This is a genomic window from Aeromonas sp. MR7 (assembly GCF_963899385.1).
GTDB classification, from domain to species: Bacteria; Pseudomonadota; Gammaproteobacteria; order Enterobacterales; family Aeromonadaceae; genus Aeromonas; species Aeromonas bestiarum.
Genome location: NZ_CAWQXH010000021.1, coordinates 368,803 through 389,292, shown reverse-complemented (window position 1 = coordinate 389,292; position 20,490 = coordinate 368,803). Strand labels below are relative to the sequence as shown.

The 20,490-nt window shown below is 62.7% G+C and carries 19 protein-coding genes and 1 pseudogene; 4 read left to right on the top strand and 16 right to left on the bottom strand.

All coding sequences use genetic code 11. From position 1 onward, the window contains the following. Window positions 1-17: 17 nt before the first annotated feature. The 10 genes from AACW87_RS13570 to leuS form a co-directional block, all read right to left on the bottom strand. Entirely contained in the window at window positions 18-998 is a 981-nt protein-coding gene (locus AACW87_RS13570) for a septal ring lytic transglycosylase RlpA family protein (protein WP_241325212.1), read from the bottom strand. Further along, the gene (mltB, locus tag AACW87_RS13565; protein WP_241325211.1) at window positions 940-1,938 is read right to left on the bottom strand and encodes a lytic murein transglycosylase B; all 999 of its coding nucleotides are present in this window, start codon (window positions 1,936-1,938) and stop codon (window positions 940-942) included. Before mltB ends, AACW87_RS13570 begins: the two co-directional genes overlap by 59 nt. Then, entirely contained in the window at window positions 1,938-3,041 is a 1,104-nt protein-coding gene (gene rodA / locus AACW87_RS13560; protein WP_043135747.1) for a rod shape-determining protein RodA, read from the bottom strand. The genes mltB and rodA overlap by 1 nt, the downstream gene beginning before the upstream one ends. Beyond that, window positions 3,034-4,950, bottom strand: coding sequence for a penicillin-binding protein 2 (gene mrdA / locus AACW87_RS13555; RefSeq protein ID WP_043135745.1), 1,917 nt, complete (start codon window positions 4,948-4,950; stop codon window positions 3,034-3,036). The genes rodA and mrdA overlap by 8 nt, the downstream gene beginning before the upstream one ends. A gap of 101 nt (window positions 4,951-5,051) precedes the next feature. After that, complete coding sequence (rlmH, locus tag AACW87_RS13550) at window positions 5,052-5,519, bottom strand: 23S rRNA (pseudouridine(1915)-N(3))-methyltransferase RlmH (protein WP_042034723.1); 468 nt, start codon at window positions 5,517-5,519, stop codon at window positions 5,052-5,054. Window positions 5,520-5,541: 22 nt separating this feature from the next. After that, window positions 5,542-5,883 (bottom strand): ribosome silencing factor, encoded by a 342-nt coding sequence (rsfS, locus tag AACW87_RS13545; RefSeq protein ID WP_043135742.1) that lies wholly within the window; start codon window positions 5,881-5,883, stop codon window positions 5,542-5,544. A gap of 173 nt (window positions 5,884-6,056) precedes the next feature. Further along, window positions 6,057-6,701 carry a nicotinate-nucleotide adenylyltransferase gene (gene nadD / locus AACW87_RS13540; RefSeq protein ID WP_241325210.1) on the bottom strand — a complete coding sequence of 215 codons (645 nt, stop codon included), beginning with the start codon at window positions 6,699-6,701 and terminating at the stop codon, window positions 6,057-6,059. A gap of 76 nt (window positions 6,702-6,777) precedes the next feature. Beyond that, entirely contained in the window at window positions 6,778-7,812 is a 1,035-nt protein-coding gene (holA, locus tag AACW87_RS13535; RefSeq protein WP_241325209.1) for a DNA polymerase III subunit delta, read from the bottom strand. 13 nt (window positions 7,813-7,825) lie between these two features. Next, window positions 7,826-8,308 (bottom strand): LPS-assembly lipoprotein LptE, encoded by a 483-nt coding sequence (locus AACW87_RS13530; RefSeq protein WP_042867584.1) that lies wholly within the window; start codon window positions 8,306-8,308, stop codon window positions 7,826-7,828. A gap of 116 nt (window positions 8,309-8,424) precedes the next feature. Then, entirely contained in the window at window positions 8,425-11,004 is a 2,580-nt protein-coding gene (gene leuS / locus AACW87_RS13525) for a leucine--tRNA ligase (protein WP_241325208.1), read from the bottom strand. 145 nt (window positions 11,005-11,149) lie between these two features. Between leuS and AACW87_RS13520 the strand changes: the two genes are divergently transcribed. Next, on the top strand, window positions 11,150-11,632 hold the full coding sequence (locus AACW87_RS13520) for a zinc ribbon-containing protein (RefSeq protein ID WP_043135733.1): 483 nt from the start codon (window positions 11,150-11,152) through the stop codon (window positions 11,630-11,632). Window positions 11,633-11,707: 75 nt separating this feature from the next. On the opposite strand, the gene lnt is transcribed toward AACW87_RS13520, so the two are convergent. From lnt to miaB, 6 genes and pseudogenes are all read right to left on the bottom strand, one after another. Next, window positions 11,708-13,204: an apolipoprotein N-acyltransferase gene (gene lnt / locus AACW87_RS13515; protein WP_241325315.1), complete on the bottom strand. Its 1,497-nt coding sequence runs from the start codon at window positions 13,202-13,204 to the stop codon at window positions 11,708-11,710. 286 nt (window positions 13,205-13,490) lie between these two features. Further along, window positions 13,491-14,375: a CNNM family magnesium/cobalt transport protein CorC gene (gene corC, locus AACW87_RS13510; RefSeq protein ID WP_042034712.1), complete on the bottom strand. Its 885-nt coding sequence runs from the start codon at window positions 14,373-14,375 to the stop codon at window positions 13,491-13,493. Between the two features lie 95 nt (window positions 14,376-14,470). Continuing rightward, window positions 14,471-14,566 (bottom strand): annotated as a pseudogene (locus AACW87_RS13505) (rRNA maturation RNase YbeY); the annotation flags it as partial. A gap of 104 nt (window positions 14,567-14,670) precedes the next feature. Further along, window positions 14,671-15,141 (bottom strand): rRNA maturation RNase YbeY, encoded by a 471-nt coding sequence (gene ybeY / locus AACW87_RS13500; protein ID WP_241325207.1) that lies wholly within the window; start codon window positions 15,139-15,141, stop codon window positions 14,671-14,673. Then, window positions 15,138-16,178 carry a PhoH family protein gene (locus tag AACW87_RS13495; RefSeq protein WP_241325206.1) on the bottom strand — a complete coding sequence of 347 codons (1,041 nt, stop codon included), beginning with the start codon at window positions 16,176-16,178 and terminating at the stop codon, window positions 15,138-15,140. The genes ybeY and AACW87_RS13495 overlap by 4 nt, the downstream gene beginning before the upstream one ends. A gap of 56 nt (window positions 16,179-16,234) precedes the next feature. Next, complete coding sequence (miaB, locus tag AACW87_RS13490) at window positions 16,235-17,668, bottom strand: tRNA (N6-isopentenyl adenosine(37)-C2)-methylthiotransferase MiaB (protein WP_241325205.1); 1,434 nt, start codon at window positions 17,666-17,668, stop codon at window positions 16,235-16,237. Window positions 17,669-17,935: 267 nt separating this feature from the next. Here miaB and AACW87_RS13485 point away from each other — a divergent pair, with 267 nt between their 5' ends. The 3 genes from AACW87_RS13485 to AACW87_RS13475 all read left to right on the top strand — a co-directional run bounded on the left by AACW87_RS13485 (window position 17,936) and on the right by AACW87_RS13475 (window position 20,462). Continuing rightward, window positions 17,936-19,099: an FAD-dependent monooxygenase gene (locus tag AACW87_RS13485; protein ID WP_241325204.1), complete on the top strand. Its 1,164-nt coding sequence runs from the start codon at window positions 17,936-17,938 to the stop codon at window positions 19,097-19,099. A gap of 33 nt (window positions 19,100-19,132) precedes the next feature. Then, complete coding sequence (locus tag AACW87_RS13480; RefSeq protein WP_241325314.1) at window positions 19,133-19,693, top strand: cysteine hydrolase family protein; 561 nt, start codon at window positions 19,133-19,135, stop codon at window positions 19,691-19,693. Between the two features lie 118 nt (window positions 19,694-19,811). Beyond that, the gene (locus AACW87_RS13475) at window positions 19,812-20,462 is read left to right on the top strand and encodes a cold shock domain-containing protein (protein WP_241325203.1); all 651 of its coding nucleotides are present in this window, start codon (window positions 19,812-19,814) and stop codon (window positions 20,460-20,462) included. The last annotated feature ends 28 nt before the right edge of the window (window positions 20,463-20,490 follow it).

Below are 20,490 nucleotides of genomic sequence, written 5' to 3'. Positions count from 1 at the left end.
AGGTGAGCCAGCTGGTGTCAGGGGACGATAAAGGCTTGCTCCAGCCCCCCCTGACGGATCTGTTCCAGCAGGCTTGCCTGCTGATCGGCGGCGACAGGTCCCAGCAGGACCCGGAAGATGGCGCCGTGGGCCACCACCTGATAGGGCACGCCGTAGCGCTGGGTCATCACCTTGCCCATGGCCTCGGCTCTGGGCTGGGAGCCACTGGCCAGCACCTGGATCATCTTGCCGTCGCCGCTGCTGGCGGGGGCGGCCGCCTTGGTCGGTGCCGGTTTGGCGGGTTTGGCCGCGGGGGCCTTGACGGGGGCCGGTTCAGCGGCGGCCGGCGTGGCCATGGCGAGCGCGGTCGGTTCACCCAGAAAACCCTCCTGCGCCGCAGCCTGCGGAGCGGCCGGGGTCACCGGGCTCTGCGCCGCTTGCATGGGCTGCATCGTCATCATGGGCACCATCTCGACCATCTGATCCGGCTTGTCGTTGATCAGCTCCAGCCGCACGCGCGCCTCGCCGCTCTCCACCATGTCCAGCTGTTTGGCGGCGGCGTAGGAGAGATCGATTAGGCGAGTGCTGTCGGACGGGCCGCGATCGTTGACCCGCACTATGGTCTCCAGCCCGTTGGTCAGGTTGGTGACCCGCACATAGCTTGGCAGCGGCAGGTTGCGGTGGGCGGCGCTGAACAGCTTGCTGTCCAGCACGTCGCCGTTGGCGGTCTGCTGACCGTCCAGATCCTGGGCCAGCCAGCTGGCGGTACCCTCTTCCGTGTAGTGCTTGATGTCGCGCCACACCTCGTTCTTCTGCTTGCCTATCCAGTAGTCCCGGTTGCCGCTGGCACTCAGGGGCTCGGGACGCGGTATGGCGCCCGTGGCTTGCGGGATCTCGATGACCTGGGGTTTTTCCTGCTGGACGGGTTCCTGCGGCAGGGGAGCCTGTTCCGGCTGGCTGCTACAGGCGGCCAGCAACAAGCTCAGGCTGAGCGGGAGAAGTTTGTGGCTGTAATGCATACGCTTCCTGGATTGCTTGACTGAGTTGATGCACCGCCATCGCATAGAGAGGGCTGCGGTTATAGCGGGTGATCACATAAAAATTGTGGCGCGCGACCCAGTATTCCGGTCCATCGGCCTGTTCCAATGCCAGCAGTTTCACCGGCGTGTCGGGTGCCAGCGGGGTGGCGAGTTCAATCCCGGCTGCAGCCAGCTCTGCCCACTGCTGTTTGAGCTCGGGTTCGGGCCGAAGCAGGGTACTTACTGGCGCGAGCCCGATCAAGGCGGGCTCGACGGCCGACTCGCCCCAGCGCCACTGGTGCAGGGCGAAATAGTTGGCGACGCTGCCGATGGCATCCACCGGATTGGCAAACAGATCCCGCTTGCCATCTCCGTCAAAATCGACCGCGTAGTGGCGGTAACTGGAGGGCATGAACTGCCCCATGCCCATGGCGCCCGCGTAGGAGCCCTTGAGGCGGGTGAGTGGCCACTTCTCCTCTTTGGCCAGCAGCACCAGCTGGGCAAATTCCTTGGCGAAGAACTCCTCGCGCGCTGGGTAGTGAAATCCCAGGGTGTAGAGGCTGTCGAGCACAGAGTGGCGGCCCATCTGGCGGCCGTAGAAGGTTTCTATGCCTATGATGGCGACTATGAGGGAGGCGGGCACCCGATAGTGCTGCTCGGCCCGCGTCAGGGCATCGGCATGGCGTTGCCAGAAGCTGACCCCGTCCTGAATGCGGGCCTGGGTCACGAACAGGGGCCGGTAGCTGTGCCAGGGCCTGGCTTCCCACGGCTTGCTGATGGTGTCGAGTATCTCCTGTCGCAGCCGGGCCTGCGCCGTGGCCGCCTGCAATTCGGCCAGCGGCACCTGTTGCTGCTCGGCCAGCAACGCCAGCCGCTCGGGCACAGGGGCTGCACTCGCCGTCAGCGAGCACAGGGAGAGCGCCAGCCAGGCACCTCTCATCAGGCCAGCAGCCTTCTGTGGGTCTGGATGGACATCAGGATGCCGAAACCGGCCATCAGGGTCACCATGGAGGTGCCGCCGTAGCTCACCAGCGGCAGGGGCACCCCCACCACAGGCAGTATGCCGCTCACCATGCCCATGTTGACGAACACATAGACGAAGAAGGTGAGGGTCAGGGCGCCACCGAGCAGGCGCTCGAAGCTGTTCTGGGCCTGCATGGAGATAAACAGGCAGCGGCTGATGATGTAGAGGTAGATCACCAGCAGCAGGGCGACGCCCACCAGACCGAACTCCTCGCTGAACACCGCGAAGATGAAGTCGGTGTGACGCTCGGGCAGGAATTCAAGCTGGGACTGGGTGCCTTGCAGCCAGCCCTTGCCAAAGACGCCGCCGGAGCCGATGGCAATCTTCGATTGGATGATGTGATAGCCGCGGCCGAGCGGGTCTTTCTCCGGGTCGAGCAGCATCAGTACCCGCTGGCGCTGGTAGTCGTGCATCAGGAAGAACCAGAGCACCGGCATGAAGGCGCAGATGAGCAGCACCGCCAGCCCGATCAGCCACCAGCTGATCCCCGCCAGGAAGATGACGAAGAAGCCGGAGGCGGCCACCAGGATGGAGGTGCCAAGATCGGGCTGGGCCGCGATCAGCAGGGTGGGCAGCAGCACCATCACCAGGGCGATCACCACATGGCTGAACTTGGGGGGCAGCGAATGGCGGCTGAGCCAGGCGGCCACCATGATGGGCATGGAGAGCTTCATCACCTCGGAGGGCTGGAACTTCATAAAGCCGAGATCCAGCCAGCGCTGGGCGCCCTTGCCGATATGGCCGAACACGTCCACCGCGATGAGCAGCAGCACCACCACCACGAACAGGGGCACGGACCAGCGCGCGTAGAGGGAGGGGGGTAGCTGGGCCATGCCGATCATCAGGGCGAAGGCCAGGCCGCCACGCACCAGCTGGCGCACTATGGAGTCCACGCTCTGACCGGAGGCGGAGTAGAGCACCACCATGGAGAGGGACATCAGGGCCAGCAGGCCGAGAAACAGCGGCAGGTCGATATGCAGCCGGTACCAGATGCTCTGTCGCTGCGCGGAATTACTCATGGGAAACGGCCTCGCGTGATGGGGACGGCTGCTTGGGAGCGGGTGGCAACTGGGGCTCTGGTGGCACCAGATAGGCATCCAGCATCTGGCGTGCCACGGGCGCGGCCATGCTGCTGCCGCCCCCGGCGTTCTCCAGCACCAGGGCCACCACGGCCTTGGGTGCCTCGAACGGGGCGAAGGAGACGAACAGGGCGTTATCCCTGTGCTCCACCTTGGTGGTGGCCGCGTTGTAGACCTGGTTCTCTTTCAGGCCTACCACCTGGGCGGTACCTGACTTGCCCGCGGCCTTGTAGGGCGTGTTGGCAAAGGCGCGGCGCCCTGTGCCTTCATTGCCGTTGATGACGCGCCACATGCCGTCCTTGGCCACCTGCCAATAGGCATCGTTCTTGGCCTTGAGCGCCATGTTCGGGTTGACGGGGGCGTTGACCACCCCATCCAGCGAGGCCGTGCTCTTGAGCAGGTGCGGCGTCACGTCGTGACCGTTCTGGGTCAGTATGCTGATCGCCTTGGCCAGCTGGATCGGGGTGGCGCTCCAGTAGCCCTGACCTATGCCGATGGAGATGGTGTCACCCTGATACCAGGGCTGGCGCCAGCGTGCCATCTTCCAGTCGCGAGAGGGCATCACCCCTTTGGTCTCCTCGTACAGATCCACCCCGCTGTACTGACCGAAACCGAACTTGGTCATGTAGCTGTGGATCTTGTCGATGCCGACCCGATAGGCGAGATCGTAGAAATAGGTATCCGCCGACACCTCGATGGCGCGGTAGACGTCGAGCCAGCCGTGGCCCCAGCGGCGCCAGTCGCGAAACTTCTTGGTGGTGCCGGGGATGGAGAAGCTGGGGCCGCCGAAGTAGCGGTAGTTGGGGGTGATGGCCCCCTCGTTCAGTCCCATCACCGCCATCATGGGCTTGACGGTGGAGGCGGGGGCATAGATGCCCTGGGTGGTGCGGTTCACCAGCGGACGGGCCGGATCGTTGAGCAGCGCCGAATAGTTGGTGTTGGAGATGCCGGTCACGAACAGGTTGGGGTCATAGCTCGGGCTCGACTCCATGGCCAGGATGGCGCCGGTATTGGGATCCATCATGACGATGGCGCCCCGGCGACCGGCCAGCAGTTGCTGGGCCTTGAGTTGCAGGCGAATGTCGATGTTGAGGTAGATGTCCTTGCCGGGCTCCGGCGGCTGGAACTTGAGGGTGCGTACCACGCGGCCGCGGTTGTTGACCTCGACCTCCTGATAACCGGCCACCCCGTGCAGCTGATCCTCGTAGAACTTCTCCACCCCCTGCTTGCCGATATCCTTGGTGGCGGCATAGTTGGCGAGCTTGTCCTCCTTGTCGAGGCGCTCCACGTCGCGGGTGTTGATCTTGGCTACGTAGCCCAGCGCATGGGTGAGGGTGTCACCAAACGGATAGTAGCGCTTGAGGTAGGCCTCTATGCTGGCGCCCGGATAGTTGTGCTGGTTGACCGAGAAGAGCGCGACCTGATACTCGGTCAGCTTCTCGAACAGGGCCACCGGCTTGAAGCGGCGCTGGCGTTTGACCTCGGCCAGGAATTTCTCCTTGGTCCCTTCCGGCAGGGCCAGCAGGGTGATCAGCTCGTCGGCGGTCTTGTCCAGATCTTTGGTCTCTTCCGGCACGATTTCGAGACTGTAGACGGGGCGGTTCTCCGCCAGCAGCACGCCGTTGGCGTCATAGATGAGGCCCCGTGGCGGCGCCACGGGCACGACCCGGATCCGGTTGTCGTTGGAGCGGGTCTGATAGGTCTCGAAGGATTCGACCTGCAGGTAATAGAGATTGCCCAGCAGCACCAGCATCAGCACTATCATGCCGATGTAGGCGACCAAGGTGCGTCGGAAGAAGAGGCGACCCTCGGCGCTGTGGTCGCGCATTTCGATGCGATTCTTCAGCATGCCGCTACCTTATGACAGACGAAGGGAGAAGACAAAAACCCCATGGGTTATTCCCTGTGATACGGGTGATATAAGGGGGTGATGCGCCAGATGTGCATGGTTCATTCCCTGTGATACGGATGATTGGTGGTAATGCTCCAGGCGCGATAGAGGCTCTCGGCCACCAGCACCCGTACCAGCGGGTGGGGCAGGGTCAGCGGCGACAGCGACCAGCTCTGCTCGGCGGCGGCCTTGCACTCGGGTGACAGCCCCTCCGGGCCCCCGACCAGCAGCGCCACGTCGCGCCCATCCAGCTTCCAGGCTTCCAGTTGTACGGCGAGCTGCTCCGTGGTCCAGGGCTTGCCGGGAATATCCAGGGTCACGATGCGCGAACGGCCGGCGGCGGCCAGCATGGCTTCCCCCTCCTTTTGCAGGATGCGGGGAATATCGGCATTTTTACCGCGCTTTCCGGCGCCGATCTCGACCAGCTCGAACGGCATGTCTTTGGGGAAACGGCGACGGTACTCTTCGAAGCCACGCTCTACCCAGGCAGGCATCTTGGTGCCCACTGCAATCAACTGGATCTTCATCGTTTGTTACACTTATGCTCTGTTATTGCGCATTCACTTGAGCGGTAGCGCCCCAGAGTTTTTCCAGTTGGTAGAAGTCGCGATATTCGTCCTGCATCACGTGCACTATGACTTGCCCCAAGTCCACCAGTACCCATTCCCCCGTGAGCTGGCCTTCCACGCTCAGCAGATCGAGCCCGGCATGGCGAGCTTCGCTGGCCAGGTGATGGGCGATGGCGCTGACGTGGCGACTGGAGTTGCCGGAACAGACGATCATGGTGTCTGTGATGCTGGATTTACCGCGCACATCGAGGGTGATGATGTCGCGGCCTTTCATGTCATCGATCTTGTCGACGATAAAGGCATGCAGTTCTTGGCCTTGCAATGATCTTCTCCTGTGTTCCGACGCCTGAGGGCGGCGGATTATATCATGGTCACTCCCGTTTCCCAGTCCGGTGAAGGGGAGTGGAACGGGGGCCGTGCCCGTGTGGCAAACCAGGCCCCTGTTGATCAATATAGTGCGCAACCGGCCGGGACAATAGTCGGTGCCGGTTGTGGTCAGCTTGGCTGGTAGAGGCCTTGCTGGCGAATGTAATCGGCCACCGACGGCGGCAGCAGGTAGCGGGGATCCTCCCCGGCTGCCAGCAGGGCTCTGAGCCGGGTGGCCGACAGCTCGATGGGCTGGTTGTCCGCCAGCCAGATATGGCCGGCAAGGCGCCGGTGCAGCGCGGTGGCATCCGTGGTGTGATGGCGAGCCAGCAGCTCGGCCACCTCCCCCGGGTAGTCAGGTTGCCAGCCCGGCCGCACGCTCACCACCAGATGGGCATAGTCGAGCAGCTCTTGCCAGCGGTGCCAGCTCGGCAGGCCGAGCAGGGAATCCATCCCCATCAGAAAGCAGAGCGGGGTGCCCGGCAGCGCTTGCCGCAATTCGATGAGGGTGTCTATGGTCCAGGAGGGGGTGTCCCGCTTCAGTTCCCGCTCATCCACCACGAATCCCGCATTCTCCGCCGCCGCCAGCTTGACCATGGCGAGGCGTTGCTCGCTCGAACAGAAGGGGTTGGCGCGATGGGGCGGTATATGGTTCGGGATCAGCCGGATTTCGGCCAGCCCTATGGCGTCCCGCGCCTCTATGGCCGGTCGCAGGTGGCCGATATGGATGGGGTCGAAGGTCCCGCCAAGCAGCCCGATAGGTGGCTTCAGCATGAGCAGTCCTCAGCAGGAAGGGAACCTATGTGGATGGGGTCTAAGGTGGCTCGGGCCAGCCGGTCGATGGGGGCCTTCAGCATGCGGCGGGTTCCAGCAGGGGCAGCGGCGTACCATCGCGAAAACCCAGGGCCAGGGTCTGCAACATCAGCCAGGCCTGTTCTGTGTCGAAGCGACGCTGGGCGTCGTCAAGCCGGGCCATCAGCTGCCACAGCTGCTGCAACTTGGTGAAGGGCAGCCGGGTCAGGGCCTGCTGGATCAGCTGCTGGCGGCTCTGCCAGATGCGCAGGCGGGAGAAGTGCTCCACCAGCGGCTGGCCGGCTCTGGCGGCCAGGGCCAGCTCGGTGAGCTGCTCCAGCTCGCGGCACAGGGCCCAGGCCAGCATGCCGGGCTCTGTGCCCTCGGCGCGCAGGGCCAGCAGGATGCGCTGGGCCCGGTTCACCTTGCCCTCCAGCAGGGTATCGATGAGCTGGAACGGCGTGAAATGGGCGTGGCGTATGATGGTCTCTTGCAGATAGGCGACGCTGATGGGCTGGGGCGGTGCCAGCAGGGTCAGCTTCTCTATCTCCTGGCTGGCGGCCAGCAGGTTGCCCTCGTAGGAGTGGCACATGAAGTTGATGGCATCCGGCAGCGCCTTGAGGCCGAAACGCTGGAAGCGGGCGCTCATCCAGCGCGGAAAGAAGCGGGGCTCGGGGTGATTGACCGGCACATAGGTGCCGTTCTGGCTGAGCTTGTCGAACCAGGCTGCCTTCATCTGGGTCTGGTTGAGGCGAGCGCCGCTGAGTACCAGCAGCAGATCCGGATGCAGTTGCTTGCCAATTTCAGTGATGCGGGCGGCCAGATCCTTGTCGACCTTGGCCGGCAGCTCCAGCTCTATGATCTGGCGGGCGGAGAAGAGGCTCATGGCCTGACAGGCATCGTAGACCTGATTCCAGTCCAGGCCCTGCTCCACCACGAAAGTATGGCGCTCATCGAACCCCTGCTTGCGGGCGGCCTGACGGATGGCGTCGATGGCCTCCAGCTTGAGCAGAGGCTCGTCACCAAAAACGAGATAGCAGGGTTTGAGCCCTGCCTTGAGATGATCCGCAAACTGCTCGGGATAGACTCTCATCAAGATACTCGCATCAGAACTTGACCTGGCTCAGTTGGCGGATCACCAGGCTGGCGGCCTGCTCCTGCATCTCCTTGCCAAGCTGCTCCTGCTCGCGGGAGGAGGCCAGTGCCGCATCCGGCTTGTTCAGGAAGCTGCGGTTGAAGGTGATGGGGAAGACCTGGGTCGGTTTGCCCGGCATGGAGACGGTGAACTGGGTGTTGTAGCCCAGCACGTACTCACGGGCCTGGCCTATGGAGTCGACCGAGGCAACCTGACTGGTGCTGCCGACGCCGGACAGGGTCAGCACAGGTATGCCCTCCTTGTCGGCGAGCTTGACGCCAGCCGCCTTGAGGCGGGTGGTGACCAGCCGGTAGAAGTCGCTCTTGTTGTCACCGACCACCTTCATGGTCATCAACTCGGGCGGGATGGCGGTGCCGCGCATCTGAAAACCGCAAGCCTGCAGCAGCAGGCCCATCAGCACTATGGCCATCCAGCGAATGAGGGGGGTGCCCATATGAAATCCTCTTTGCATTAGGGGAAAGCGGCGGGCGCAGGGCCCGCCGTTATCATCCGTTTGTCGTTACCGCTTGGCAACCAGGCAGTCAGCTTGCGTTGCCACGCGACATGGCATCAGTTGGCCACTATGTTGAGCAGCTTGCCCGGCACATAGACGACCTTGCGAACGGTCAGGCCATCGGTGAACTTCTGCACAGAGGCATCGGCCATGGCCAGTTTCTCGACGTCGGCCTGGCTTATCTCGGCCGGCACTGTCAGCTTGCCGCGCATCTTGCCGTTGATCTGCACCACCACCAGCTTCTCGGTCTCGACCATGGCGGCCTCGTCGGCCACCGGCCAGGCGGCGTGGTCCAGGTCGTCGCCCTTGCCCAGCATCTTCCACAGCTCGAAGCCGATGTGCGGGGTGATGGGGGAGAGCATGACCACCACGGCTTCCAGCGCTTCCTGCATCAGGGCGCGATCCTGCTCGTCGGTACCGAGCTTGGAGAGGTTGTTCATCAGCTCCATGATGGCTGCGATGGCGGTGTTGAAGGTCTGACGACGACCCACGTCATCGCTCACCTTGGCGATGGTCTTGTGCAGTTCGCGGCGAACGGCTTTCTGGTCGGCACTGAGTGCCGTCACATCCAGCGCCGGGGCGGCACCGCCACTGACGTGCTCGAAGGTGATGCGCCACAGGCGACGCAGGAAGCGCTGGGCCCCCTCCACGCCGGAGTCGGACCACTCCAGGGTCATCTCGGCCGGCGAGGCGAACATCATGAACAGACGGACGGTATCGGCGCCGTAACGCTCCACCATCAGCTGGGGGTCTATGCCGTTGTTCTTGGACTTGGACATCTTGGTCATGCCGGAGTGGATGACTTCACGGCCTTCGTTGTCGATGGCCTTGGTGATGCGACCCTTGTCGTCACGCTCGACCTTGACGTCAACCGGGCTGACCCAGACGTTGCCGCCCTTCTCGTCTTTGTAGTAGAAGGCGTCGGCCAGCACCATGCCCTGGCAGAGCAGGCGCTTGAACGGCTCATCGCTGTTCACCAGCCCTGCGTCACGCAGCAGCTTGTGGAAGAAGCGGGCGTAGAGCAGATGCATACAGGCGTGCTCGATGCCGCCTATGTACTGATCCACCGGCAGCCAGTGGTTGGCAGCCGCCGGATCCAGCATGCCCTTGTCGTAGTCCGGGGAGCAGTAGCGGGCGTAGTACCAGGAGGACTCCATGAAGGTGTCAAACGTGTCAGTTTCCCGGAACGCTTCCTGGCCGTTGTAAGTGGTCTTAGCCCACTCGGCATCGGCCTTGATCGGGCTCTGGATACCGTCCATCACCACGTCTTCCGGCAGCAGTACCGGCAGCTGATCTTCCGGGGTCGGCACTACGGTGCCGTCAGCCAGTGTCAGCATGGGGATGGGGGCACCCCAGTAACGCTGACGGGAGACACCCCAGTCGCGCAGACGGAAGTTGACGGTGCGTTTGCCCTTGCCGATCGCTTCCAGCTTGCTGGCGATGGCATCGAAGGCGGCCTGGAACTCGAGACCGTCGAACTCGCCGGAGGCGAACAGCACGCCCTTGTCGGTGTAGGCGGCCTCGATCACGTTCGGCGCTTCACCGTCAGCCTGCTTGATGACAGGCTTGATCTCGAGACCGTACTTGGTGGCGAACTCATGGTCGCGCTGGTCGTGGGCCGGGACGGCCATCACGGCGCCTGTGCCGTAGTTCATCAGCACGAAGTTGGCGACCCAGACCGGCACCTTGCGGCCATCCAGCGGGTGAATGGCATAGAGGCCGGTGGCCATGCCCTTCTTCTCCATGGTGGCGAGTTCGGCTTCGGCCACCTTGGTGTTCTTGCACTCGTCGATAAAGGCGGCAAGCTCGGGGTTACCGGCGGCAGCCTGCAGGGCCAGCGGGTGACCAGCGGCTATGCCCACATAGGTGACGCCCATCAGGGTATCGGGACGGGTGGTGTAGACCTCGAGGTCGCCAGCCTGATCGGCGACCTGGAAGTGGATGTTGACCCCTTCGGAGCGGCCAATCCAGTTGCGCTGCATGGTCTTGACCATCTCCGGCCAGCCTTCCAGATTGTCGATGTCGTTCAACAGCTCTTCGGCATAGTCGGTGATCTTGATGAACCACTGGGGGATCTCTTTCTGCTCCACCGGGGTGTCACAGCGCCAGCAGCAGTTGTCGATCACCTGCTCGTTGGCCAGCACCGTCATGTCGTTCGGGCACCAGTTGACGGAGGAGGTCTTCTTGTAGACCAGACCCTTCTCGTACAGCTTGGTGAAGAACCACTGCTCCCAGCGGTAGTAATCCGGTTTGCAGGTCGCCAGCTCGCGATCCCAGTCATAGCCCAGACCCAGCATCTTCAGCTGGTTCTTCATGTATTCGATGTTTTCGTAGGTCCAGGGCGCCGGTGCCGTGTTGTTTTTGACCGCGGCGTTCTCCGCCGGCAGGCCGAATGCGTCCCAACCTATGGGTTGCAGCACGTTCTTGCCATTGAGGCGTTGATAACGGGAGATCACATCACCTATGGTGTAGTTGCGAACGTGCCCCATGTGTAGACGACCAGACGGATAGGGGAACATGGAGAGGCAGTAGAACTTTTCCTTGTCTACTTTCTCCACCGCCTTGAAGGTTTTCTTGGCATCCCAGTGCTTTTGCACTGCTGGTTCTATGGATTGGGGAACGTATTGCTCTTGCATTGGTGACATCCGGATCTGTGAAATGAATAGATAAATCAGCTGGGAAATCGCAATAGAATACCCATATCCAGCGGCGGCAACAACCGCCAGCATCCGTCAGGCCTTATGCCGGGCATGATCAGGGTTCAGTAGAGGAGTAACGACCATGGACAAACGTCAAAAAGGGTACGAAGCCTTCATTGCAGAGCTGCAAAAGCAGTGGCAAGAGACTGAAGAGTTCCAGGGGGAGCGCCTCAACCGGATGATCGCCAAGGTGCAGGCCTATCTTGAGGCGGCCGGCGACCTGACCCAGGATGAGCTGGCGCTGATCGCCGAGTATGTGAAGCGGGATCTGGGCAACTATGACGAGGGGCGCGCCGAGGTGGAGGAGTCCGCCTTCATGCTGGCGCTCAAAGACACCGCCTGGTCCTGGCTGGCGGACGTGACCGACCGTGCCCAAGTGGAGTGGCGCGAGCTGGCGGATGAGCTGGAGCACAAGGGCGTCTACGAGGCGGGTGACTGGGTGGGCCTCGGCGTCATGGTGTGCGAGCAGTGCGGCTGGCGCCATACAGTGCTGCACCCGCAGCCGCTCGATACCTGCCCCGAGTGCGGCGGCCATGAGTATCACCGCGAGCCGCTCTCGCCCTGATCCCCTCAGACAACCAGATGAAAAGAGGCGCCCAGGGGGCGCCTCTTTTATTCAGCGACGAACCGGATCACCGGTTCAGAGCTCGCGGGCCCAGGGGTGGGCACGGGGGCGCAGCGCCAGCGCCAGACCGAGCAGCAGGGCGGTCAGCCCGTACAGCGGCCAGCTGCCAAAGCGCAGGTAGGGGGTCGAACCGTGGGCGGGACGCACCTCGGCTCTCAGCACCCCGGCCTCGAACTGGGGGAGCTGGGCTATGATGCTGCCGTCGATCTCGGTGACGATTGTGATGCCGGTGTTGGTGTCGCGCAGCAGCGGGCGAGCCAGCTCAAGTGCGCGCATGCGGGCTATCTCCATGTGCTGCCAGGGACCTATGCTGGTGCCGAACCAAGCATCGTTGGAGACGGTCAGCAGGAAGTCGGTATCCGGCTGCACGTTGCGGCGCACCTCGTCCGGGAAGATGATCTCGTAGCAGATGGCGGCGGCGAACTTGAGCCCCTTGGCGATCAGGTTCGGTTGCTGCTCATTCCCGCGGCTGAAGGAGGACATGGGCAGGTTGAAGAAGGGCGCTATGGGGCGCAGCAGATCTTCAAACGGCACGAACTCGCCGATGGGCAGCAGGTGGTACTTGTAGTAGCGGTTCTTGTGCTCGTAGTGATACGACTCCTTGCCGTCCGCGTCCTGCACTCCCATGCCCAGCACTGTATTGAAGAAGCGCTGCTGCTCGAAATCGTAATGAATGATACCCGCCAGCAGGCCGGTGTCGTTCACCTTCATCGCCTTGTCCAGGCTCTCCAGGTAGTTGCCCATCTCCTTCTCGATGGCCGGGATCGCCGATTCCGGCCAGATGATGATGTCGGCATCCTGGTTCTCGCGGCTGAGATCCTGATAGGTGCGCACCGTCGGCACCAGCGCCTCGGGATCCCACTTTAGGGACTGTTCTATGTTGCCCTGCACCAGGGCGACCTTGACCGGCTCGCCGCGGGTCACCCAGTTGAGCTGCATCAGCCCCTGAGCGGCACCGATCAGCGCGACGGGCAGCAGCAGCCAGACCGGCTTGCGGCTCTGCCATACCAGCCAGAGGGCGGAGGCCGACAGCAGCAGCGCCAGCGTGATGCCCTGCACGCCGAGGATGGGGGCCAGGCCCTTGAGCGGCCCGTCGATCTGGCTGTAACCAAACCAGAGCCATGGGAAGCCTGTCATCACCCAGCCGCGCAGCCAGTCCGCCACCAGCCAGAGCGCCGGGAAGGCGAGCAGCCAGCGGCTCCAGTGGCGACCGCTGAAGAAGCGGGCGAAGGCCCAGCAGGCCAGGGTCGGGTAGAGCGCCAGATAGGCCGACAGGCCGGCCAGCAGCACGAAGGCGACCGGCAGCGGTATGCCGCCAAACATGGTCATGCTGACGTGGATCCACCAGAGCCCTGGCAGGAACAGCCCCATGGCATAGCCAAAGCCGCGCCAGGCTGCTTGCTTGGGGTTGGCCTTGTCCAGCAGGGCATAGAGGCCGAGCAGGGACGGGATCACCAGCGGCCAGTAGTTGAAGGGGGAGAAGGCCAGCACGGCGAGCGCGCCGGATGCCATGGCACAGAGGCTTGTCAGGAGTTTCGATTTCACGGGCAATAGAGGCTCGGATTGGACTGCAACAGGTTGATTGGCCGGTATCTTAACCTGTAAATGCGGTCAACGGCGAGCCTCCCGGCTGTGGCGGGCGCAACCGGGCTGGGATCGGGAAATAAAGGGCGGTCTGTCGGGCAGGGGATGACGTGCGGGGTTGGAGGATATGGTTGCCTTGCCCCGTGGCCAAATGGCAAGCGCCCCGACGAGCGGGGCGCTGATGCTTCACGGCTGGCCGGGGGCCGCGCTGGATTTACTGGGCTTCAGACTGGGCCGCGACATGGTTGTCGGGGATCTTCACCTGCAGCTGCTGCAGGCGGCGCCGGTCGGCATGCATCACCTTGAACAGGTAGCCGTCCAGCTCTATCTCCTCGCCCTTTTTCGGCAGGTGGCTGAAGGCGTGCATCACCAGACCGCCCACGGTATCCACCTCTTCATCGCTGAACTGGGTGCCGAAGAAGTCGTTGAAATCCTCGATCTCGGTGAGGGCGCTGACCGAGAAGACCCGCTTGCTGATGCGGCGGATCTCGTCCGGCTCATCTTCGATGTCGTCAAACTCGTCGTCTATCTCGCCGACGATGAGCTCCAGTATGTCTTCAATGGTCACCAGACCCGAGACGCCACCAAACTCGTCGACCACTATGGCCATGTGGTAGCGCTCTTCACGAAACTCCTTGAGCAGACGGTCGACCCGCTTGCTCTCGGGCACGATCACGGTAGGGCGCAAGATTTTCTCGAGCTGCAGCGGCTCGCTGGCATGGTGGCCGCCGAAACCGAACGGCAGCAGATCCTTGGCGAGCAAGATGCCCTCCACATGATCCTTGTCTTCGTTGATCACCGGAAAGCGGGAGTGACCGGATTCGATGATCACGGGCAAGATGTCGTCCACCGGCTGGGACTTCTCTATGGTGACCATCTGGGAGCGGGGGATCATGATGTCGCGAACGCGCAGCTCGGCAATTTCGAGCACGCCTTCAATCATGTCCTTGGTGTCCTGATCGATAAGATCGCGCTCCTCGGCATCGGCTATCACATCCACCAAATCGTTGCGGTCTTTTGGCTCGCCCTGGAAGAGTTGGCTGAGTTTGTCGAGCCAGGTTTTCTTCGGCGAGCCGGTACTAGGGTGATCGTCGGTCATTTTTTCTCTTGGTTACTCGCTTGAACACATTTGAAATTGTCTTGGTGATATAAGGATGGCCATCGGCTGTTTCAAGACGATGACTCTCCCGTCCTTTACTCTTCGTCGTTCAGATAAGGGTCGGCAAAACCGAGTTCCTGCATGATGTCGCGCTCCAGGCGTGGCACCATCTCTTCGGCTTTGTTCTCCTGTCTACTCTGTTACTTCATCGTCCTGATAAGGGTCGGCAAAACCGAGTTCCTGCATGATGCCGCGTTCAAGGCGTGGCACCATCTCTTCGGCTTTGTTCTCCTGTCTACTCTGTTACTTCATCGTCCTGGTAAGGATCGGCAAAACCGAGCTCTTGCATGATGTCGCGCTCCAGCTGCTCCATCTCTTCGGCTTCCTCATCCTCGATATGGTCATAACCTAGCAGATGCAGACTGCCGTGCACAACCATGTGGGCCCAGTGGGCCTCCAGCGGTTTGTTCTGCTCGACGGCCTCCTGTTCCACCACCTGGCGGCAGATGACGAGATCGCCGAGCAGCGGCAGTTCCATGCCGGGTGGTGCCTCGAACGGGAAGGAGAGCACGTTGGTGGGCTTGTCCTTGCCGCGATAGGTGAGGTTGAGCTCACGGCTCTCCGCCTCGTCGACGATGCGCACCGTCACTTCGGCCTCGGTCTGGAAACCGAGTATGGTGCCGTCGAGCCAGCCTTGCAGCTTGGCTTCGCTCGGCAGATCTTCCGCCTGAGTGCAGGCCAGTTGCAGATCCAGGGTCACACTCATTGGGCACTCTCTTTATTGAGTTTGGCAGGGATGGACTCGGCCTGGGCGGCGTCGAACGCCTCATAGGCCTGCACGATACGGGCCACCACAGGATGGCGTACCACGTCTTTGGATTCAAAGAAGTTGAACGACAGGCCGTCGACCCCTTGCAGCACTTCCAGCGCGTGACGCAGGCCGGACTTGGTGCTGCGGGGCAAGTCCACCTGGGTGATGTCGCCGGTCACCACCGCCTTGGAGTTGAAGCCGATGCGGGTCAGGAACATCTTCATCTGCTCCGTGGTGGTGTTCTGGGCCTCATCCAGGATGATGAAGGCGTCATTGAGGGTGCGACCGCGCATATAGGCGAGCGGCGCCACCTCGATGATGTTGCGCTCCATCAGCTTCTCGACCCGCTCAAAGCCCAGCATCTCGAACAGGGCGTCGTAGAGCGGGCGCAGATAGGGATCGACCTTCTGGGAGAGATCGCCGGGCAGAAAACCCAGCTTCTCGCCCGCTTCCACCGCCGGGCGGGTCAGCAGGATGCGGCGTATCTCCTGACGCTCCAGCGCATCCACGGCGGCGGCCACCGCCAGATAGGTCTTGCCGGTACCGGCCGGGCCTATGCCGAAGCTGATGTCGTGCTGGACTATGTTGGCGATGTACTGCGCCTGATTGGGGCTGCGCGGCTTGATGAGGCCGCGCTTGGTCTTGACCGTCACCTCCTTGCCATAAGGAATGCCGGCGGCCGGTTCGTCATCCTGCTCCAGCACCCGCGACTCCTGAATGGCCAGGTGCACCATGTCGGGCACTATGTCGGTCACCTTGCCGCCCTTGAGGGGCTGGGTTTCCACATAGAGGTGCTTGAGGATGACGGCCGCGGCATCCAGCTGGGCCTGTTTGCCAACCAGCTGGAAGTGGTTGTCACGGTAGCTGATCTCGACGCCGAGGCGGCGTTCCAGCTGCTTGATGTTGTCATCGAAGGGACCGCACAGGCTGGCGAGGCGCCGATTGTCGGCGGGCTCCAGATGCAGGTTCAGGGTCGAGATGTGTCGGCTCAAAATATCCTCGTCTTGACGCAGTGCCCATCAGGCCAGGCCGGATGGGCACGAAGAGATTAGTGGGGAGTGAAGGCGGCAACGCCCAGTGCGTCCGGTATGTTATCCGGGCGGCGGGCCAGGATCTCGCGCGGCGCGGTGGCGATGCGCAGATTCATCTCATCCTCGCCGCGGATAAAACGACCGCGCAGGGAGTTGGGACGCACCTCTGTGATCTCCACGTCGGCAAAGCCGCCGATCAGGGTGTGCTGCCCCTCGAAGTTGACCACCCGGTTGTTCTCGGTGCGGCCACACAGCTGCATGGGGTCGAGCCGGGAGGGCCCTTCCACCAGGATGCGCTGGGTGGAGCCCAGCATGGCGCGGCCAATCTGCATCGACTGGTTGTTGATGACATGCTGCAGGCGGGCCAGGCGGGCCTTTTTCACTTCCATGTCGACATCGTCGGGCATGTCGGCGGCCGGGGTGCCGGGGCGCGGGCTGTAGATGAAGCTGAAACTCATGTCGAAGTTGATCTCTTCGATCAGCTTCATGGTGGCCTCGAAATCCTCGTCCGTCTCGTTCGGGAAGCCGACGATGAAGTCGGAACTCATGGTGATGTCGGGACGGGCGGCGCGCAGGCGACGGATCTTGGACTTGTACTCCAGCACTGTGTGGGGGCGCTTCATCATGGTCAGGATACGGTCGGAGCCACTCTGCACCGGCAGGTGCAGGAAGCTGACCACTTCCGGCGTGTCCTTGTAGACCTCTATGATGTCGTCGGTGAACTCGATCGGATGGCTGGTGGTATAGCGAATGCGGTCTATGCCATCGATTGCAGCCACCAGTCGCAGCAGCTCGGCGAAGGAGCAGATGCTGCCATCAAAGGTCGGGCCCCGATAGGCGTTGACGTTCTGGCCCAGCAGGTTAACCTCGCGCACGCCCTGTTCGGCGAGCTGGGCGATCTCGTAGAGCACGTCGTCCATCGGCCGGCTCACCTCCTCGCCACGGGTGTAGGGCACCACGCAGAAGGAGCAGTATTTGGAGCAGCCTTCCATGATGGAGACGAAGGCGGTGGCGCCTTCGGCACGGGGTTCCGGCATGCTGTCGAACTTTTCGATCTCGGGGAAGGCGATGTCCACCTGGGCACCGCGCCCTTCCTGCACCTGCTTGATCATGGCGGGCAGGCGATGCAGTGTCTGTGGACCGAAGACGATATCCACATAGGGGGCGCGAGTGCGAATGTTGTCCCCCTCCTGGGAGGCGACACAGCCACCCACGCCGATCACCAGACCGGGCTTGTTGGCCTTGAGTTTTTTCCAGCGTCCTAGCTGGTGGAACACCTTCTCCTGTGCTTTTTCGCGGATGGAGCAGGTATTGAGCAGCAAGACATCTGCCTCTTCGGGCTCCTCGGTCAGTTCATAGCCATTGCTGGCATCCAACAGGTCGGCCATCTTGGACGAGTCGTACTCGTTCATCTGGCAACCCCAGGTTTTAATGTGAAGTTTCTTGCTCATTGCTTCTCTTGACTTGTTTTGAAATCGGCATGGTCAAAGGACCGGGCATTTTACTCCGCAATCTGGATACTGCCTAGCTAATATCCAGCCCGTCATGGGTCTCTCTCCCTCCTGAACAGTCGCTATTTGCTCGGCCTTTCTCCTTGATTTGGCGCGGCAATTCGCAATTTGTCTCACTGTTTCTGCCGGTCCCTTGCGGTATCATGTCCCCATTCGGTTTTACCCCGCCTACCCTTGTCCGGGGCGTCTCCTTTCAGGAATCAAGTTATGGAACAGTGTGATATCGCCATCGTCGGCGCCGGCATGGTCGGCGCCGCCACCGCCTGTCTGCTGGCGGCGCAGGGCCTCTCCATTCGGGTCATAGAGACCCAATTGCCCGAGCAATTCGCCCCACAGCAGCCGCTGGATCTACGGGTTTCCGCCATCAGCCAGGCCTCGGTGGCGCTGCTGGAGCAGGCCGGTGCCTGGTCGCACCTGCAGCAGATGCGGCTCTGTCCCTACCGCCGGCTGGAGACCTGGGAGCTGGACGGCTTTGCCACCCGCTTCGACGCGGCCGATCTCGGCCTGCCCCAGCTCGGCTACATCATAGAGAACCGGCTGGTGCAGCTGGCCCTGCTCAAGAGGATGGAGGATTTCCCCACTATCCAGACCCACACACCGGCGGCGGTGACGAGTCTGCGCCAGGGCGCCGACGAGGCGGTGCTGACCCTGGACGATGGCTCCGAACTCGCCGCCCGCTGGGTGCTGGCCTGCGACGGCGCCGAATCCCAGATGCGCCGGCTGGCGGGCATAGGCGTGTCGCGCTTCGAGTATCGTCAGCACTGCATGCTGATCAATATCGATACCGACTTCGAACAGGAAGACATCACCTGGCAGCAATTCACCCCGAGCGGCCCGCGCGCCTTCCTGCCGCTGCCCGGCCGGCACGGCTCCCTGGTGTGGTATGACAGCCCGGCCCGCATCCGCGCCCTGTCGGCCATGAGCAACGAGAAGCTGGGGGAGGAGGTGCGCCGCCACTTTCCGGCCCGGCTCGGCGGCTTCACCGTCACGGCCAAGGGGAGTTTCCCGCTGGTGCGGCGCCACGCCAACGACTATCACGCCGGCCGGGTGGTGCTGCTGGGCGATGCCGCCCACACCATCAACCCGCTGGCGGGGCAGGGGGTCAACCTCGGCTTCAAGGACGTGGCCTGCTGGGCCGGGTTGCTGGAAAAGGCGGGCGCCGACTGGCATCAGCCGGCCCTGGCGGAGCGCTACGAGCGTCGCCGTCGTCCCGACAACCTGTTGATGCAGTCGGGGATGGATCTCTTCTATGGTGTGTTCAGCAACGAGATAGGGCCGCTCAAGCTGGCCCGCAATCTGGCCCTCAATCTGGCGGACAAGGCTGGCCCGCTCAAGGAGATGGCGCTGCGCTACGCATTGGGGCTGGTATAAGGCGCCGGGCGCCATCACGAGGGAGCAGAGATGATGAACAAGGCACTGCTGGCGATCGATTTTATCAATGACATAGCCCATCCGGACGGGCGCATCGCCGCCTCGGCGGCCCATGTGCTGGAGCAGGATGCCATCACCCATGCCAATCAGGCGCTGGCCCATGCCCGTGCCCACGGCTGGCTGGTGATCCTGATCAAGGTCGGCTTTGACGGCGGCTACCTGCTGCAACCCAAGGGGTCTCCCATGTTTGGTCGGGCCAATCAGTTTGGTGCGCTCTCCCTGGCGGACAGTGGCACCGACTTTCACCCCGACCTCGACGTGCAACCCGGCGATCTGGTGCTGACCAAGCCCAGGGTCAGCCCCTTCTATGGCACGGCGCTGGAGCCGGCGCTGCGGGCCAATCGCATCGGTCACCTCTATCTGTGCGGGGTGAGCACCAGCTGGGCCATTCAAGCTGCGGCCCGGGACGGCCACGATCGGGACTACGCCATCACCATACTGGAGGATGCCTGCGCCGACGCCAGCGAGCACCAGGGCTCGCTGCGGATGCTCGGCCGTATCGCCGAGATCATCAAGGTGGCCCAGCTGGCGTGATCCCGCCGGTCAAGGCTGTTTTCGCTCACTATTTTGACATTTTGTCGCCAGTCCCCTGTTGAGCCGGCGCCGTTTTAGGGCAACATGGAGTCAGCATTGATGGCCACAAGGATGAGGCATGCGTTATCAGGGACGGATCGCGAGCTGGAACGAGGCGCGAGGCTTCGGTTTTATCACGCCGGAGCAGCAGGGGGGCGAGCAGCAAGGGCGCGAGCTGTTCGTGCACATATCGGCGCTGCAATCCGATGGCCGGCTGCCCGAGGCGGGGGAGCGAGTCTCCTACCAGATAGGCAGGGGCAAGGACGACAAGCCCAGGGCCGTGCAGGTGTTTTTTCCCGACCGGCCGCTGTCGCTGGCTGATACCTCAGCGCCCCCCTTGCCCGGCAAGGACGCGGTCCGCCGACCTACGGCCAGGGGAGCACAGCCACCCGTTTCGTCCAGGCCCCGCCCTGGCCCCTCCTATCGCCGCAAGAGCAACTGGCGCGGCAAGTTGATCCCCCTGCTGGTACTGGCGGGCCTGTTTTCTGTCTACTCCCGCTTCTCGGCCGAGTCGATGGCCCCCTTGCCGGTTTCCTCCTTCGGCGGCGAGAGCCGTGCCGCCAGCACCCCGCAGACGCCTGCTCGCAGCTATGAGTGCGATGGCCGTGAATACTGCTCCCAGATGACCTCCTGCGAGGAGGCGACCTGGTTCCTGCAACACTGCCCGAATATGAAGATGGACGGGGAGGGGGACGGCATTCCCTGCGAGGGCCAGTGGTGTGGTCACTGAGCCCGGCCAGCTCGCTCGCCGCCGCGAC

Excerpts from the sequence above, each read along its gene's own strand:
- AACW87_RS13530 (WP_042867584.1), bottom strand. The coding sequence starts at position 8,308 with ATGGGCACCCCCCTCATTCGCTGGATGGCCATAGTGCTGATGGGCCTG.
- rodA (WP_043135747.1), bottom strand. The coding sequence starts at position 3,041 with ATGAGTAATTCCGCGCAGCGACAGAGCATCTGGTACCGGCTGCATATC.
- corC (WP_042034712.1), bottom strand. The coding sequence starts at position 14,375 with ATGACCGACGATCACCCTAGTACCGGCTCGCCGAAGAAAACCTGGCTC.
- holA (WP_241325209.1), bottom strand. The coding sequence starts at position 7,812 with ATGAGAGTCTATCCCGAGCAGTTTGCGGATCATCTCAAGGCAGGGCTC.
- mltB (WP_241325211.1), bottom strand. The coding sequence starts at position 1,938 with ATGAGAGGTGCCTGGCTGGCGCTCTCCCTGTGCTCGCTGACGGCGAGT.
- AACW87_RS13485 (WP_241325204.1), top strand. The coding sequence starts at position 17,936 with ATGGAACAGTGTGATATCGCCATCGTCGGCGCCGGCATGGTCGGCGCC.
- rlmH (WP_042034723.1), bottom strand. The coding sequence starts at position 5,519 with ATGAAGATCCAGTTGATTGCAGTGGGCACCAAGATGCCTGCCTGGGTA.
- miaB (WP_241325205.1), bottom strand. The coding sequence starts at position 17,668 with ATGAGCAAGAAACTTCACATTAAAACCTGGGGTTGCCAGATGAACGAG.
- AACW87_RS13475 (WP_241325203.1), top strand. The coding sequence starts at position 19,812 with ATGCGTTATCAGGGACGGATCGCGAGCTGGAACGAGGCGCGAGGCTTC.
- lnt (WP_241325315.1), bottom strand. The coding sequence starts at position 13,204 with ATGGCATCCGGCGCGCTCGCCGTGCTGGCCTTCTCCCCCTTCAACTAC.
- AACW87_RS13520 (WP_043135733.1), top strand. The coding sequence starts at position 11,150 with ATGGACAAACGTCAAAAAGGGTACGAAGCCTTCATTGCAGAGCTGCAA.
- AACW87_RS13480 (WP_241325314.1), top strand. The coding sequence starts at position 19,133 with ATGAACAAGGCACTGCTGGCGATCGATTTTATCAATGACATAGCCCAT.
- AACW87_RS13570 (WP_241325212.1), bottom strand. The coding sequence starts at position 998 with ATGCATTACAGCCACAAACTTCTCCCGCTCAGCCTGAGCTTGTTGCTG.
- leuS (WP_241325208.1), bottom strand. The coding sequence starts at position 11,004 with ATGCAAGAGCAATACGTTCCCCAATCCATAGAACCAGCAGTGCAAAAG.
- mrdA (WP_043135745.1), bottom strand. The coding sequence starts at position 4,950 with ATGCTGAAGAATCGCATCGAAATGCGCGACCACAGCGCCGAGGGTCGC.
- nadD (WP_241325210.1), bottom strand. The coding sequence starts at position 6,701 with ATGCTGAAGCCACCTATCGGGCTGCTTGGCGGGACCTTCGACCCCATC.
- ybeY (WP_241325207.1), bottom strand. The coding sequence starts at position 15,141 with ATGAGTGTGACCCTGGATCTGCAACTGGCCTGCACTCAGGCGGAAGAT.